At 63.1% G+C, this 14341-nt stretch carries 16 protein-coding genes and 1 pseudogene; 4 read left to right on the forward strand and 13 right to left on the reverse strand.

Features of this window, described 5'->3' with window-relative positions:
• Nucleotides 1-68 precede the first annotated feature (68 nt).
• The gene (gene miaA, locus AC1DXM_RS01715; protein WP_477231468.1) at nt 69-1052 is read right to left on the reverse strand and encodes a tRNA (adenosine(37)-N6)-dimethylallyltransferase MiaA; all 984 of its coding nucleotides are present in this window, start codon (nt 1050-1052) and stop codon (nt 69-71) included.
• Here miaA and serB point away from each other — a divergent pair.
• Together serB and AC1DXM_RS01725 are read left to right on the forward strand one after the other, a co-directional pair.
• Nucleotides 1042-1929: a phosphoserine phosphatase SerB gene (serB, locus tag AC1DXM_RS01720; protein WP_477231469.1), complete on the forward strand. Its 888-nt coding sequence runs from the start codon at nt 1042-1044 to the stop codon at nt 1927-1929. The two genes, miaA and serB, sit on opposite strands and share 11 nt — an antisense overlap.
• Entirely contained in the window at nt 1926-2498 is a 573-nt protein-coding gene (locus AC1DXM_RS01725) for a GNAT family N-acetyltransferase (RefSeq protein WP_477231470.1), read from the forward strand. The genes serB and AC1DXM_RS01725 overlap by 4 nt, the downstream gene beginning before the upstream one ends.
• A 46-nt stretch (nt 2499-2544) precedes the next feature.
• Here AC1DXM_RS01725 and AC1DXM_RS01730 read toward each other — a convergent pair whose 3' ends face one another.
• From AC1DXM_RS01730 to AC1DXM_RS01760, 7 genes are all read right to left on the reverse strand, one after another.
• Nucleotides 2545-4062 carry a DegQ family serine endoprotease gene (locus tag AC1DXM_RS01730; protein WP_477231471.1) on the reverse strand — a complete coding sequence of 506 codons (1518 nt, stop codon included), beginning with the start codon at nt 4060-4062 and terminating at the stop codon, nt 2545-2547.
• Nucleotides 4063-4204: 142 nt separating this feature from the next.
• Nucleotides 4205-4390: a DUF2065 domain-containing protein gene (locus AC1DXM_RS01735; protein ID WP_112560446.1), complete on the reverse strand. Its 186-nt coding sequence runs from the start codon at nt 4388-4390 to the stop codon at nt 4205-4207.
• Between the two features lie 4 nt (nt 4391-4394).
• Entirely contained in the window at nt 4395-5339 is a 945-nt protein-coding gene (gene hflC, locus AC1DXM_RS01740; protein WP_112560445.1) for a protease modulator HflC, read from the reverse strand.
• The gene (hflK, locus tag AC1DXM_RS01745) at nt 5339-6463 is read right to left on the reverse strand and encodes an FtsH protease activity modulator HflK (RefSeq protein WP_477231472.1); all 1125 of its coding nucleotides are present in this window, start codon (nt 6461-6463) and stop codon (nt 5339-5341) included. The genes hflC and hflK overlap by 1 nt, the downstream gene beginning before the upstream one ends.
• 157 nt (nt 6464-6620) lie before the next feature.
• Nucleotides 6621-7232: a dimethylsulfonioproprionate lyase family protein gene (locus AC1DXM_RS01750; RefSeq protein WP_477231473.1), complete on the reverse strand. Its 612-nt coding sequence runs from the start codon at nt 7230-7232 to the stop codon at nt 6621-6623.
• An 8-nt stretch (nt 7233-7240) separates the two neighbouring features.
• Nucleotides 7241-7759, reverse strand: coding sequence for a dihydrofolate reductase (locus AC1DXM_RS01755; RefSeq protein WP_477231474.1), 519 nt, complete (start codon nt 7757-7759; stop codon nt 7241-7243).
• Nucleotides 7759-8778 carry a DUF4424 domain-containing protein gene (locus tag AC1DXM_RS01760; protein WP_477231475.1) on the reverse strand — a complete coding sequence of 340 codons (1020 nt, stop codon included), beginning with the start codon at nt 8776-8778 and terminating at the stop codon, nt 7759-7761. Before AC1DXM_RS01760 ends, AC1DXM_RS01755 begins: the two co-directional genes overlap by 1 nt.
• 126 nt (nt 8779-8904) lie before the next feature.
• On the opposite strand from AC1DXM_RS01760, the gene cobF reads away from it, so the two are divergent.
• On the forward strand, nt 8905-9675 hold the full coding sequence (gene cobF / locus AC1DXM_RS01765) for a precorrin-6A synthase (deacetylating) (protein ID WP_477231476.1): 771 nt from the start codon (nt 8905-8907) through the stop codon (nt 9673-9675).
• A 90-nt stretch (nt 9676-9765) separates the two neighbouring features.
• Here the strand turns inward: cobF and AC1DXM_RS01770 are convergent, their stop codons facing one another.
• The 4 genes from AC1DXM_RS01770 to modA all read right to left on the reverse strand — a co-directional run bounded on the left by AC1DXM_RS01770 (nt 9766) and on the right by modA (nt 12803).
• Nucleotides 9766-10107, reverse strand: coding sequence for a winged helix-turn-helix domain-containing protein (locus AC1DXM_RS01770; RefSeq protein ID WP_203278662.1), 342 nt, complete (start codon nt 10105-10107; stop codon nt 9766-9768).
• Between the two features lie 69 nt (nt 10108-10176).
• A complete protein-coding gene (gene modC, locus AC1DXM_RS01775; protein WP_477231477.1) occupies nt 10177-11289 on the reverse strand; it encodes a molybdenum ABC transporter ATP-binding protein in 1113 nt (370 codons plus the stop codon).
• Nucleotides 11286-11990, reverse strand: a complete 705-nt coding sequence (modB, locus tag AC1DXM_RS01780; RefSeq protein ID WP_112560437.1) for a molybdate ABC transporter permease subunit — start codon at nt 11988-11990, stop codon at nt 11286-11288. The genes modC and modB overlap by 4 nt, the downstream gene beginning before the upstream one ends.
• Before the next feature lie 15 nt (nt 11991-12005).
• Nucleotides 12006-12803, reverse strand: a complete 798-nt coding sequence (gene modA, locus AC1DXM_RS01785) for a molybdate ABC transporter substrate-binding protein (protein ID WP_477231478.1) — start codon at nt 12801-12803, stop codon at nt 12006-12008.
• Nucleotides 12804-12959: 156 nt separating this feature from the next.
• Here modA and AC1DXM_RS01790 point away from each other — a divergent pair.
• Nucleotides 12960-13165: pseudogene (locus tag AC1DXM_RS01790) on the forward strand (TOBE domain-containing protein).
• Between the two features lie 181 nt (nt 13166-13346).
• Here the strand turns inward: AC1DXM_RS01790 and AC1DXM_RS01795 are convergent.
• Complete coding sequence (locus AC1DXM_RS01795) at nt 13347-14141, reverse strand: thymidylate synthase (RefSeq protein ID WP_477231479.1); 795 nt, start codon at nt 14139-14141, stop codon at nt 13347-13349.
• Nucleotides 14142-14341 lie beyond the last annotated feature (200 nt).

Below are 14341 nucleotides of genomic sequence, written 5' to 3' on the forward strand. Positions count from 1 at the left end.
CCCAGACAACCGGAACGGGAATGTTCATTCCGGATCCTGTTTCTTTAATTGTATTAGCAGCAGGAGAATCAAATCGCGATTTGCAGGTCGTCACCAGGCTGCAATCTTAGCCATTCCGGCCCCAACTGATGGCGAAACCACGTCGTTTGCCGTTTGGCATATTGCCGCGTCGCGGCCTTGCAGCGCTCGATGGCCTGGGGGAAGCTGATGTCATCAGCCATCGCGGCCGAGAGTTCGCGAACGCCGATTGCCTTCATCGCCGGCAAATCAGGATCGAGGCCAAGCGCCACAAGGCGTTTGACTTCATCGAGAGCGCCAAGATCGAGCATACGGTCGAACCGGCTCTCAATCCGCTCGACAAGGGCCGCGCGGTCCGGTTCGATGACGAAGAAACGCGCGCTGTCGCGGTCGATCAGCGGCCGGCCACGCGCCGCTTGCCATTCGAGAATGGAGCGGCCGGAGGCGTCAAGCACCTCCAGCGCCCGCACGATGCGCTGGCCGTCGGTCGGCTTCAGCTGCATGGCAACCGCCGAATCCTCGTGCATCAGGAGTCGATGCAGCTTGGCCGCGCCTTGCTCCTTCAACTCGTAGCGCCAGCGGTCGCGCACCTGCTGCGGAATGTCCGGCATCTCCGAAATGCCCTCGGCAAGGGCGCGAAAATAAAGCCCGGTGCCGCCGACGAAAATCACCGGTCGCTCAAAGGGAGGGCCATCGGGCCGCCGGGCAAGCGTACCGTCATCGATCAGCTTCATCACGTCGCGCAACCAGGCACCAGTGGAATAGGCGATGGAGGGATGCACGTGGCCGTAGAGAAAGTGCGGCGCGCGGCCGAGTTCGGCCGCGTTCGGCCGTGCCGTCAGCACATCGAGCACCGAATAGCCCTGCATGGAATCGGTGTTGACGATGACACCGCCCTTGCGCTCGGCGAGATCGAGCGCAAGCGCCGACTTGCCGCTGGCGGTCGGCCCGGCTATCAGGATCGCGTTCTTCACGCGGCCCTCGCCGGCCTGCCCGCCCTCGCCTACTCGCCTGGAATTTTCGATGCCGCTCATCGCCACGCTTGTGTCCCACCCCGTCCGCCGCACCGTGTCGGCCTCGCTTGCGAATATGGCCTCACGCTCGGTCGGCGCAAGCGCTGTTCGCTGGCTGGGTGAAGGCGTTGCGTGCGATCTGGTGTTGGCCGAAGGGGCTGAAACCACTGAGACGATTGCCGCCTTGCGCGCTGCGCTTGCCTCCGAGCCTGTCGACGTGATCGTCCAGCAGGCTGACACGCGCCGCAAGACAATACTGCTCGCCGACATGGATTCGACCATGATCGACCAGGAATGCATCGACGAACTGGCCGACGAGATCGGCGTCAAAGATCGCGTCGCCGCCATCACGGCGCGCTCGATGAATGGCGAGATCGCCTTCGAGCCCGCCTTGCGGGAACGCGTGGTGCTGCTGAAAGGCCTCGATACCGCCGTTGTCGACCGCATCATCGCCAACCGCCTGACACTGGCGTCGGGCGGTCGCGCTCTGGTGCAGACGATGCGGGCCAATGGCGCCTGGACGGCACTTGTCTCCGGGGGCTTTGACGTGTTCACCAGCCGCATCGCGGACATGCTCGGCTTCCAGGAAAACCGCGCCAACCGCCTGATCGAGGAAAACGGGCGCTTTGCCGGCTTGGTCGCCGAGCCGATCCTCGGCCGCGCGGCCAAGGCCGATGCGCTGAACGAGATTTCGGCTCGCCTGGGCCTGACGCCGGCCGACGCCATTGCCGTCGGCGACGGCGCCAACGATCTCGACATGATCCGGCTTGCCGGCACCGGTGTTGCGCTCCACGCCAAACCCACCGTCGCCGCCGAAGCCAAAGTCCGCATCGACCATGGCGATCTCACCGCGCTGCTTTATGTGCAGGGCTATCGGCAGGAGGAATTCGTCGTATGAAACCGATGCGCACCGAACGCCTGATCCTGCGCAACTGGGAAGAACGCGACCGCGAGCTCTTCCATCGCATCAATTCGGACGAACGGGTAATGGAGTTCTTCCCATTCCGCCGCGACCGTGCCGAGACGGATGCCAAGATGGACGAATTTCGGGGCTGGATCGCCGAGGACGGCTTTGGTTTTGCCGCCGCCGAGATTGCCGCGACGGGCGAATGCATTGGCTTTGTCGGCCTCTTGGAGACCGATCACGTGCCGTCCATGCCTTCCGATACGATCGAGATCGGCTGGCGGCTGGCGCCGGAATTCTGGGGCAAGGGCTATGTCACCGAGGCCTCCGAAGCCTGGCTCGCCTTTGGCTTCGAAACGCTTGACCGCGACGAAATCGTCTCCTTCGCCGTCGCGGCCAACCGCCGCTCGACGGCCGTCATGGAGCGTCTTGGCATGACCCCTGACCCGGCTCGCGATTTCGACCACCCATCCATCCCTGACAGCCACCCGCATCTCAAGCGGCATGTCCTCTACGCCCTATCGCGCAAGGACTGGCAGGCACGAAAAAGGGCGGCTCGCTAGCCGCCCTTTTCATTTCGAAATCAGATCGTTGCAGGCCTGACCGGACTCAATCCATCCGGATCGTAACAAACCGCAACTCGCCGGTCTTCGACGCCAGCATCAAGAGCGCATTCTTGCGCCCCTGCTCCTTCAGCGCGCCGATCCGGTCCATCACGTCTTTCGGGGTCGCGACCGATTCCTGGGCGATCTCGGTGATCACCTCGCCGGCCTGGATGCCGCGCTCGGCGGCGGCGGAATCCTTGGTGACGTCGGTGATGACGACGCCCGAGACATCGGCCGCGATGCCGAACTTGGTCCGCGTTTCGTCATTGAGTTCGCCGACGGTCATGCCAAGCACCGAAGCCGTCGAAACCGCCGGCGCCTTGTCGCCGCCCTTGTCCTCGTCGGTAGTGCCGTCTTCGCCGCTGGCGAGCTTCTCACCGTCCTCGAGCCGGCCGAGCGTCACCTTCACCGTCTGCTCGACGCCCTTGCGCACGATGATCACGTCGACCGCCTTGCCGACCGGGCTTTCCGCAACGACGCGCGGCAGGTCGCGCATTTCATGGATGTCCTTGCCATCGAACTTGATGATGACGTCACCGGCGAGAATTGTGCCGTTGTCGACTGGTCCGCCCTTGATGACGCCGGCAACCAGCGCGCCCTTGGCGGTCGCCATGCCGAGGCTCTCGGCGATGTCGTCGGTCACGGGCTGGATGCGCACGCCGAGCCAGCCGCGGCGGGTTTCGCCGAACTGGCGCAACTGGTCGACGACGCCCGAGGCGAGCTGCGAGGGGATGGAGAAGCCGATGCCGATCGAACCGCCCGACGGCGAGATGATCGCGGTATTGATGCCGATGACTTCACCCACGCTGTTGAACAACGGTCCGCCGGAATTGCCGCGGTTGATGGCGGCGTCGGTCTGGATGAAGTCGTCATAGGGGCCGGAATTGATGTCGCGGTTGCGGGCCGAGACGATGCCGACCGTGACCGTGCCGCCGAGGCCGAACGGATTGCCGATCGCCATCACCCAGTCGCCGACGCGCATCTTGTTGGAATCGCCGAACTTCACCGCCGTCAGCTTGTGGCCCTTCGGGTCGACCTTGAGCACCGCGACGTCGGTCTTGGTGTCGGTGCCGACCAGCGTCGCCTTCAGCGTCACGCCGTCGGAGAAATTCACCTCGATGTCGTCGGCATCGGCAATCACGTGATTATTGGTCACGACGATGCCCTGCTCGGCATCGACGACGAAGCCGGACCCCAGCGACTGCACCTTTTGCGAGCCGCCATCCTTGTCGCCGCCACGGTTCTTGAAGAAATCGTCGAAGAAATCCTGGAACGGCGAGCCCTCCGGCAGTTGCGGCATCGGCACCGCGCCGGGACCTTCCGTGCCCTTCACGGTCTGCGAGGTCGAGATGTTGACCACCGCGCCGAGCAGGCCTTCGGCGAGGTCGGCGACCGAAGCCGGTCCGTCCGCAGCCACCGTCGGCGTCACGAAAGCCGGAACGGCAAGCCCGCCGACCATAAGTACCGCAGCACCTGCGATGAACGTCCGCCGCGCCGCGCGCAGAAGGGTGTTGGATGTCATCGAGAGCCTCCCGGAATTGCTGAAAAGAAAAGCGCTTCGGCAAAACGCCGCGTCGCGTCATGTTGGCAAGAAATACGGCACATCTGCGGCTATGGCCACATCGGGAGGATAAATCCTCCGTTACACCCCAAATCAACTGTCTTCAGCCGCGCACCAGCCAGACAATGCCGACGCCGATGGCGATGGCCGCCAGCCCGACGATGCGCAGCGCATTTTCAGGCATCGACAGCACTTCCCCAGCAAGGCGTTTGGCAAGGCCGGGGAAACCGCCATAGACCAGGCCCTCGACGACGAGGACCAGGCCTATGGCCGCAAGAAAATCCTGCACCGCCCTACTGGGCGGGTGCAGGTTGCGCTGCCGGCGCGGCAGGTGCCGCCGGGGCCGCAGGCTTCGCGTCCGTGCCATCCGGATTGCGGAAGAAGCGGAAGAACTCCGAGTTCGGCGACAGCACCATCGTCGTCCCGGAGTTGTCCAGCGCCGTGCCATAGGCATTCATCGACCGGTAGAAGTCGAAGAAGGCCGGATCGCGTTTGTAGGCATCGGCGAAAGTCGCGCTGCGCTGGGCCTCGCCCTCACCGCGCAGGATTTCCGATTCCTTGCGCGCTTCGGCGACGATTTCCACCACCTCGCGGTCGGCGCGCGCCGTGATGCGCTGCGCGGCCTCTTTGCCGCGCGCTCTCAGGCGTTCGGCCTCGGCCAGACGTTCGGCCTTCATGCGGTCGAAGGTCTGCTGCGAAACCTCAGCCGTCAGGTCGGTCCGGCGGATGCGCACATCCTCGATCTGCAGGCCGAGCGACGTCGCGTCCGGCCGAAGCTGATCGCGCACTTCGCGCATCATCACGGCCCGCTCTTCCGAGAGCGCCGCTTCGAAGTCGCGCAGACCGTAGACACGGCGCAGCGCCGCATCGAGACGCGTCCGCAGTCGGGCTTCGGCCAGTGTGATCTGACCGGACACGGCGGAGCGGAACACGCGCGGATCCGAGATGCGGTAAGCGATGAAAGCATCGACCTCGTAGAACTTGCCGCCCGAAACCTGGACGCGGATGTTGTCGAGATCGAAGCGCAGCACCCTGTTTTCGATCAATTGCACGCTGTCGGCGTCGAAGAAGGCGAAAGGCGCCTTGAAATAGATGCCGGGCTCATTCTTGACATCGACGATCTCGCCGAACCGCAGCACGAGCGCCTGCTGGCGCGCGTTGACCACGAAGACCGAGGAGTAGATCAGGAACAGAAGCACGGCCGCGATGACGGCGAGGATGGGAAGACGATTGGCCATCACTGGGCTCCTCCGGACGTGGCGCCAAGGGGCGCGGGTGCCGGGGCCTTCGGCTGCAGTGCCGGCAGCGGCAAATAGGGGACGACCCCCTGCCCGTTGCCCTGTTCGACGATGACCTTGCTGGAGTCTTTCAGGACCTTCTCCATCGTTTCCAGATAAAGGCGCTTGCGCGTCACATCGGGGGCCTTGGCATATTCGTCATAGACCGAGATGAAGCGCTGCGCTTCGCCTTCGGCCTCCTGCACGACACGGTTCTTGTAGGCGGCCGCGTCTTCACGGACCTGTGCCGCCTCGCCGCGCGCCTGACCGAGCTTCTGGTTGGAATACTGGTTGGCCTGTTCGACGAACTTGTCCTCGTCCTGTTCGGCGCGCTGCACTTCGTCGAACGCGTCCGCCACTTCACGCGGTGGCGCCGCATCCTCGATCGAAACCGCGTTGACGTTCAGGCCAGCCTTGTAGCCGTCCAGCGTCGTCTGGATGATTTCACGCACCGACGCGGCGATGCCCTGGCGATCGTCGCGGAAGATGTCCTGGGCCGGTCGCCGGCCGACTGCTTCACGCATGGCGCTTTCAGCGACCTGCTGCAGCATGCCTTCGGGATCGGAGACGTCGAACAGATAGGCCCTTGGATCGGAGACCTGGTAGGCCACCGAAAACTGGACGTTGACGATATTCTGGTCGCCGGTCAGCATCAGCCCGGACGTGTTGCCACTCGTCGCGCCGCCACCACCGATATCGACGAGCTGCTCGGCAATGTTGGCGGTCTCGACGGTTTCAACGGGCCACCAATGGAAATGCAGGCCCGGCTGCGACAATTCCGGCTTCGGCTTGCCGAAGCGCAGCTCGACCGCAACCTCGTCCGGCTGCACGGTGTAGACCGCCTTGAACGCCCACAGCACGATCAGGGCCGCAGCGATCAGCGCAAACACGGCCGGGCTGGCGCCGCCGCCACCGGGCAGCGCGCGCCGCAGCCGGTCCTGGCCGCGGCGGATGATGTCCTCGAGATCGGGAGGAGACCCTTGCGGGCCACCAGGCCCCTTTGGTCCCTGCCCCCAGGGCCCCTGATTGCCGCCGCCGCCGCCCCATGGGCCGCCGCCGCCACCGCTCTTGTCGTTCCAGGGCATGAATGTCCTTTCGCTTGGAATTCCCTCAGCGCCGGCCTTGCGGCGCAAAATCCAGTTGTTCTTCTATAGGGACGCCGCGATGCGCTTTCAACGCGATCCGACACTGCACCGTCCGATTTGGGCCGCTGCAAGCAGCAAATTCCAATAAGTTGCCCTATCAATGCGGCGTATTGTCGAGGGGCAGGCACCAAATGGCAAAAAGCGGCTTGGCATCCGCGCGCATGGCATGAACGATGTCAGGTGGATTGTAGACGACCCCGCCAACCCCGGGTTCATGCCACGCCTCGGTATTCTGCCGCCACTCACCCTGCGACAGGACGAGGTAAAGCTCTTCCGGCGGATGCCGATGATCAGGATAGGTCGTGTGCGGCGCCATGACCGAGACTCCGATCTCGATTGCACTGCTCTGGACGAACCCGCCCGGACCGACAATGAAGGAATCGGCGTAGTTTTCGGCCAGCACCGCGGACTTGCGACGCTCGCTCTGGTTGTTCCAGCTGAGATGCGGCTCGATCTCGCGCAGCGCGGCGGCGAGCTTGCCGAGATTGCCGCCGATCTTTTCAAGCTCCGCGAAGCATTCCGCGAGGTGGCGACAAGCCGGCTGACGCTGGGGTCTCTCACGGCTTGCCTGCGGCGCCTCGAGCGCGGTGTTACCGAAAATCCGCTGGTGCGCAGCTTCACGCGCGGGTTCATTTCCCATACGCGAGCGTATTTCCGTACCGAGCAAATCCATGAAAGTGTCGATCGGCTGATGCGTCCTAACGGTCATGGAGATACCTAGGTCATTGGCCGGCTGCGCTCGTAAACCGTGTAGCGCGTCGCGTGGCTGTCCTTTTCACCAGCCGGAAAATCCTGCGAACGGACAATTCGCCAGCTGGCCGGATCGATGTCAGGGAAATGCGCATCGCCGTCGACCTTGGCCAGCACATGGGTGACATGCAGGCGGTCGGCGAGCGGCAGCGCCTGCGCATAGATTTCGCCGCCGCCGATGACGCAGATTTCGTCGACGCCGCTCATGCAACGCCCGCGCACCGTGGCCAGCTGGATTGCGGCTTCCAGCGAGTGCGCTACCTCGATGCCCTCGGCGCGCCAGGCCTTGTCGCGGGTCACCACGATGTTCAACCTGCCCGGCAGCGGCCGGCCGATGCCTTCATAGGTCTTGCGACCCATGATGACGGGCTTGCCCATCGTATCGGCCTTGAACCGTTTGAGATCGGTGGACAGCCGCCACGGCAGGCCGCCCTCGCGCCCGATGACGCCGTTCTCGGCGATGGCGACATAGATCGCGACCTCCATCAGTTGGCTTCCCCGGCGCCGTCATCCGACGGCTCCAAAAGCAATATGTCGATGTTGTGCTCGGGATAAAAATCCTTCGCCGTCGTCTCGAAGGTCGTCGGCCCGACCTTTTTGACATTGTCGCCGCAGAACGAAACCAGCGCTTTCGGATTGCCCTTGTCGACGGTCAACTTGAACTTGCCGATGCTGCCGTTCGCCCAGTTACCGCCGGTGGTCAGGATATAGGCGATGCGTTTCTCGTAAAATTTGGGATAACCGTCCGGATCGTCCTTGGCCGCCTTGCTCACCGCATTCTCGAAATTGTTGTCCATGCAGTAGCGGGTCTTGTAGGCAGCATACTGGCTACCTTGGAACTTGCCGTCATAGAAGAAGCTGACCGATGACGTCCCGCCGACGCTGGGCTTGTAGCGGTGCGAGACATGGACATCCTTGTTGGCCGGAAATGTCGAGCGCCACCAATAGGTCGAGCGCAACTGCCACCACGGCGTATAGACCTTGTTCGCCTCAGTACCGTCGCTGCCCGTATCCTCGATGATGATGCCGCGGTTCTCCCAATCCTCGGCCACCGCCTTCGGCAGCTTCGCCAGGGCCGCCTTGGCCGCATCGCCGAATGGATTGAACGGCACGTTCTGCGCCTTCAGATCGGCGCCGATATCGATGCCGACAGCGAACACTTTCTGCTCCAGCTGCGGCTTCACCGGCGCGCCATCGATCGTCACCTCGAAACCAAGGAAATTGTCGCTCTGGTTTTCCGGGATGGCCGGCATTTCCTCAGGGTCACCTTCGATGTCGGGCAACGGGAAGGCGACGATGGCATTTACATCCTTGTCGGTGTTGTTGTGGAAGACGTAGTCGACTGTCACCTTTTCCGGCGAGATGAACAGATCCTCGCTTTGCATCGCCACCGCATCGCTGCGTGACAGTATCAGGCCACCGGTGCCGAGTTCGGCGGTCGAATCATTGGCCAGTGCAGGCGCGGCTGAAAGCGCCAGCGCTACAGTCAGAACATATTGCAACATCGAAGCCCCTCGCCAAGAATGGGCGACCCTAGCCGTTTCAATGTGGCGTTTCAAAGCCCTTCCGCTGCAGCACCGGCATCACGACGGTCTGGACTAACAGGTTTCGATCGGGCAGGAGTTCGCCTCATGCGCAAGCTTCTCGTCATCGGCATCGGCGCCGGCAATCCCGATCATATGACCGTGCAGGCGATTGATGGCCTGAACCGGGCGGACGTCCTGTTTATTCCCGACAAAGGCGCGAAAAAGAACGATCTTGCCGAACTGCGCCGACATATCTGCGACCGTTTCGTCAAAAACCCGAAATCGCGCCGCGTCGAATTCGACGTGCCGGTGCGCGCCGAGCCGGCGCCGTCCTATCGCTCGACCGTCGACGACTGGCACGAGGCAATCGCCGAAATCTACGAAGGCCTCATCCGCGACGAGCTTGCCGAAAACGGCTGCGGCGCTTTCCTGATCTGGGGCGACCCTTCTCTTTACGATAGCGCGCTGCGCATTCTTGAGCGTGTGCGCCTACGGAGCAATGTCGGGTTCGAGCTGGAGGTCATCCCCGGCATCACTGCCGTCCAGGCACTCGCCGCCAGCCACAAGATGGCGCTGAACCGTATCGGCGACCCCGTGCTGATCACCACCGGCCGCCGCCTGACCGAAGACGGCATGCCGCAAAATGCCGGCAGTGCGGTGGTCATGCTCGACGGTAAATGCGCCTTCAACACGCTGGCCGACAAGGATCTGATCATCCACTGGGGCGCCTATCTCGGCACCAAGGACGAAATCATGCTCTCCGGCCGCCTGGGCGATGTCGGCGAGAAGATTGAGAGGACAAGGGAAGAAGCCCGCAAAAGAAAGGGCTGGATCATGGACACCTATCTGCTGCGCAAGGCAGGCGAAGACGGTTAAGCCTACTGCCCTACTGCCCTACTGCCCTACTGCCCTACTGCCCTACTGCCCTACTGCCCTACTGCCCTACTGCCCTACTGCCCTACTGCCCTATCCCGCATCAATCTCCGCCTGCAACGCCGCCATATGCGTGGCTGCCGCCGCAGCCGCCGCCCGCTCGATGGCGCGGAAGCGGCTGACCACCGCCAGGCCGACCGAGGTCAGTTGCGCGCCGCCGCCTTTGCGGCCACCGGTTTGCGCCGCGACCAGCGGCTTGCCGAACACACGGTTCATGTCCTCGACCAGATCCCAGGCGTGTTTGTAGGACATCTCCATGCCGCGCGCGGCGGCCGAGATCGAGCCGAAGGTGGCGATCTGCTCCAAAAGCTCGATCTTGCCCGGACCGATGCGCCCGTCCGGATCGAGATTTATCCGCAAGCTCAGCGACGGCATGTCGTGTCCTCCGCGATCACACTAGCCTCTCTCGACCCATAGCGCTATTCCAAAACGATATAGCGGCAATCAGCCATCCGCTTCGGCCGGCAGCCCGGCGCCGGTATTGGCCCTGTCGAAGCTCACCGTCTTGACCACCGCGAACACCTTGCTCCCCAACTGGAGGCTCAGCGCGTGTCGCGACTGCTCGGTGATGCGGGCAAGCACGGTTGCGCCGTTGCAGTCGATGCCGACCTCGACCGTCGGCCCCTCACCTGGACTTACTGCGACGATGATGCCCGGCAGGATGTTGAGCGCGCTGAGGCCCGTCGGCTGTTCTGTGGCGACCATCACGTCGCGGGCGCGGATGCGAATGCGCACCGGCGCACCGACCGATATAGCCAGCCGTGGCACCCGGATTTCGCCCGCCGCCGAACCGAGCACGCTCATGCCGAACGCCTCGTCGTGGCGCAGCACTTTGGTGTCGAGCACCGCGCCGCCCTCGCCGCGCTCTTCCGCCGGCAACAAGTCGAGCCGTTGCATGATCGCGCCGGTCGGGCCTGAGGCAGCGACCTTGCCTTGTGCCATCACCACCACGTCGCTCGCCAGCCGCGCCACCTCGGCGACGGAGTGGCTGACATAGACGATGGGCAGCTTGGTCTCGTCGCGCAGCCGCTCGATATAGGGCAGGATTTCGGCCTTGCGCGCATCGTCGAGCGAGGCCAGCGGCTCGTCCATCAAAAGCAGCTTCGGGCTGGCCAGCAATGCCCGGCCGATCGCTACCCGCTGCTTCTCGCCGCCCGAGAGCTTAGCCGGCCGCCGGTCGAGCAGAGGACCGATGCCGAGCAGTTCAACGACGGCGTCCATATCCGCGTAACGCTCCGCCGGCGGCGTGAACCAGCGGCCATAGCGCAGATTGCCGGCCACACTCATATGCGGAAACAGCCGCGCATCCTGGAACACCATGCCGATGCGCCGCTTGTGCTTCGGTACGAAAATGCCAGCGCTGGTGTCGACCAGCACACGACCGTCGACCGCGATGCGTCCCTTGTCGGGTCGGATCAGGCCGGCGATCATGTTGATCAACGTCGTCTTTCCGGAACCTGAGGGCCCGAACAGCGCCGTCAGCCGCCCGGCACTTTCGAAGCGCGCGTCGATGGCGAATTCGCCGAGACGATGGCTGATGTCGACAAGGACGCTCATTCGATGTCCATCCGCCGGCCAACGCGCCGCGCCAGCACTTCCGAGGCGACCAGCGCCGCCATCGAAATGACGATGGAGATCAGCGTCAGCCGCAACGCCCCGTCATCGCCGCCCGGTACTTGCGTAAAAGTGTAGATCGCCGAAGGCAGCGTCTGCGTCTCGTTGGGAATGTTGGAGACGAAGGTGATGGTGGCGCCGAACTCGCCCATCGCCTTGGCAAAGGACAGGATCGAGCCGGCGATCAGCCCGGGCAGGATCAGCGGCAGCGTGATCGTGGCGAACACAAACAGCGGATTGGCACCGAGCGTGCCTGCGGCGGCTTCCATCTTGCGGTCGACTGCCTCGATCGACAGACGGATCGCCCGCACCATCAGGGGGAAGCCCATGATGCCGCAGGCGAGAGCCGCGCCTGTCCAGCGAAACGAAAAGACGATGCCGAAATGCTCGGCCAGGAACGCACCGGCCGGCCCGCGACGACCGAAGGTGAGCAGCAAGAGATAGCCGGTCACCACTGGCGGCAGGATCAGCGGCAGATGCACCACGCCGTTGAGCAGCGTCTTGCCCCAGAATTTGCCGCGCGCAAGCAGGAGCGCGATCGCGATGCCCGGTGGCAGGCTGAAAAGCATCGCCACCGTCGCCACCTTGATCGACAGCCGGACCGCATTCCATTCATCGGGAGTGAGGTCCAGCAGCCAGTTCATGCGTCAGGCGCTACCTTAATTGCTCGGCGTGAGCACGGTGAAACCTTGAACCCTAAACAGCTCCGCCGCCTTGGCGGACTGCAGGCACTTCAGGAAGGCCGGCGTATCCTTGTCCTTTGAATCAGCGATCTGGGCAACTGGATAGATGATCGGCGGATGCGAATCCTCCGGGAAGGTGCCGACCACCTTGACGCCCTTGTCGGCATGCGCATCGGTCGCATAGACGATGCCGAGCGGTGCTTCACCCGTCGAAACCAGCTTGAGTGCCGCGCGCACATTCTCGGCCTGCGCCACCTTGCCTTCGACCGAGGACCAGACGCCGAGCGATTCAAGTGCTGCCTTGCCATACTTGCCGGCCGGCACCGCCTTGAAATCGCCCATGGCGAGCTTGCCGTCGCCGACCAGCTTGGCGAGGTCAAAGCCCTTGTCGATCTTGGTTTCGACCGTCGAATCCTTCGGTGCCACCAGAACGATCTGGTTGCCGAGCAACTTCACTTCAGTGTCCGGCTTGGTCAGCTTCTTGTCGGAGAGGTATTTCATCCAGTCGAGATCGGCCGAGATGAAGACATCGGCGGGAGCCCCGCCCTCGATCTGCTTGGCCAGTGCGGAACTCGCAGCGTAGGAGACGGTCGCGGCCTCGCCGACATCGGCCTCGCAGGCCTTGTTGACGGCATCGAGCCCGTCCTTGAGGCTGGCAGCCGCGAACACGATCACCTTGTCTTCCGCGTGAGCCGCCGGCACGGCGGCCATCAGCGCCGCGGCAAAGCCGCCGACCGCGATCGCTCTCAATCCAAAACCTTTGTGCCTCAACATGAAAACTCTCCCTGGGTTGAAATCGGTCCGGCTCGGCCCTGTCGATCGATATATCCGGATGAATATAACAAAGGAAGGCCGCCAGCCATCGAAAGCTTATGTTCGGCATCGATTGTTCTGGTTATGACGGGAACAGAACCTTGCAAAGGAAGCCCCATGAAAATCAGCGCACGCAACATCCTCAAGGGAACGGTCACCGAGATCGTCAAGGGCGCCACCACCTCGCATGTCCGTATCGACGTCGGCGGCTCGGTCGTCACCGCCTCGATCACCAATGAGGCTGTCGCCGATCTCAAGCTCGAAAAAGCAAGCAGGCCTATGCCGTGATCAAGGCATCGGACGTCATGGTCGGTGTTGATTGACAGCGTCTGTCAGGCAGGCGGCTGCAAATTCCGGGACGTAAGGTGTGTTGAGATTCAGGTCAGGACGAGCCGAGAATGGCTGATGCCGAGAACCGGAGCGGAGCGTACTTAAAGTACGTGAGCACCGGAAGCGCAGGCATCAGCCGTTCGCAGGCCGGCCTCACCTGAATATCAACACACCTTAGACGGCGATCGGCGCCTTGATCGTCGCGTCAGCAAAATAGTTCTCCAGCCGGAAATCCTCAAAGCGGAAGGCAAACAGGTCCTTCACCTCAGGATTGATCCACAGCGTCGGCAGCGCCTTGGGCGTGCGCCGCAATTGCTCGCGCGCCTGCTCGAAATGGTTGGAGTAGAGATGCGCGTCGCCCAGCGTATGGACGAAATCGCCAGGCTTCAGCCCGGTGACCTGCGCCACCATTAGGGTCAGCAGCGCATAGGAGGCAATGTTGAACGGCACGCCGAGGAAAATGTCGGCCGAGCGCTGGTAGAGCTGGCAGGAGAGCTTGCCTTCCGAGACGTAGAACTGGAACAGGCAGTGGCACGGCGGTAGCGCCATGGCCTCGACCTCGGCCGGGTTCCATGCCGAAACAATCAGTCGGCGTGAATTCGGATTCTTGCGTATCTCCTTGAGAAGATTGGCAATCTGGTCGATCGAGCCACCACGGCCATCCGGCCAGGAGCGCCATTGCTTGCCATAGACCGGGCCGAGATCGCCATTCTCGTCGGCCCACTCGTCCCAGATCGAAACGCCGTGGTCATTGAGGTATTTGATGTTGGTGTCGCCGGCCAGGAACCACAGGAGTTCATGGACGATCGATTTCAGATGCAGCTTCTTGGTCGTGGTGACGGGAAAGCCGCGCGCCAGGTCGAAGCGCATCTGGTGGCCGAACACCCCACGCGTGCCGGTGCCGGTGCGGTCGCCACGATCGGCGCCGTTGTCCAGCACATGCTTCAAAAGGTCGAGATACTGGCGCATCGGCTTGGCCTCGATTCGGGGTTTAGCAATAATAGCCGACTGGCGGGCGGGCGAACATATCAAAAGGGACCAGAACGCGGCTTGCCCCCCATCACTCTTTCAACGGGTGGCGCTGCCCCTCACCTGCCTGCCGGCATCCTCTCCCCGTAGTGACGGGGAGAGGGCGCTGTCGCCGATGGTTTCGCCGATCACAAGTGTCG

Source organism: Mesorhizobium sp. P3_A2 (assembly GCF_056403115.1).

Bases quoted from the DNA above. Each gene is read 5' to 3' on its own strand.
- serB (WP_477231469.1), top strand. From the start codon at position 1,042: ATGCCGCTCATCGCCACGCTTGTGTCCCACCCCGTCCGCCGCACCGTG.
- AC1DXM_RS01750 (WP_477231473.1), bottom strand. From the start codon at position 7,232: ATGACCGTTAGGACGCATCAGCCGATCGACACTTTCATGGATTTGCTC.
- AC1DXM_RS01755 (WP_477231474.1), bottom strand. From the start codon at position 7,759: ATGGAGGTCGCGATCTATGTCGCCATCGCCGAGAACGGCGTCATCGGG.
- hflK (WP_477231472.1), bottom strand. From the start codon at position 6,463: ATGCCCTGGAACGACAAGAGCGGTGGCGGCGGCGGCCCATGGGGCGGC.
- modB (WP_112560437.1), bottom strand. From the start codon at position 11,990: ATGAACTGGCTGCTGGACCTCACTCCCGATGAATGGAATGCGGTCCGG.
- miaA (WP_477231468.1), bottom strand. From the start codon at position 1,052: ATGAGCGGCATCGAAAATTCCAGGCGAGTAGGCGAGGGCGGGCAGGCC.
- cobF (WP_477231476.1), top strand. From the start codon at position 8,905: ATGCGCAAGCTTCTCGTCATCGGCATCGGCGCCGGCAATCCCGATCAT.
- AC1DXM_RS01770 (WP_203278662.1), bottom strand. From the start codon at position 10,107: ATGCCGTCGCTGAGCTTGCGGATAAATCTCGATCCGGACGGGCGCATC.
- AC1DXM_RS01795 (WP_477231479.1), bottom strand. From the start codon at position 14,141: ATGCGCCAGTATCTCGACCTTTTGAAGCATGTGCTGGACAACGGCGCC.
- AC1DXM_RS01760 (WP_477231475.1), bottom strand. From the start codon at position 8,778: ATGTTGCAATATGTTCTGACTGTAGCGCTGGCGCTTTCAGCCGCGCCT.
- AC1DXM_RS01730 (WP_477231471.1), bottom strand. From the start codon at position 4,062: ATGACATCCAACACCCTTCTGCGCGCGGCGCGGCGGACGTTCATCGCA.
- hflC (WP_112560445.1), bottom strand. From the start codon at position 5,339: ATGGCCAATCGTCTTCCCATCCTCGCCGTCATCGCGGCCGTGCTTCTG.
- AC1DXM_RS01725 (WP_477231470.1), top strand. From the start codon at position 1,926: ATGAAACCGATGCGCACCGAACGCCTGATCCTGCGCAACTGGGAAGAA.
- modA (WP_477231478.1), bottom strand. From the start codon at position 12,803: ATGTTGAGGCACAAAGGTTTTGGATTGAGAGCGATCGCGGTCGGCGGC.
- modC (WP_477231477.1), bottom strand. From the start codon at position 11,289: ATGAGCGTCCTTGTCGACATCAGCCATCGTCTCGGCGAATTCGCCATC.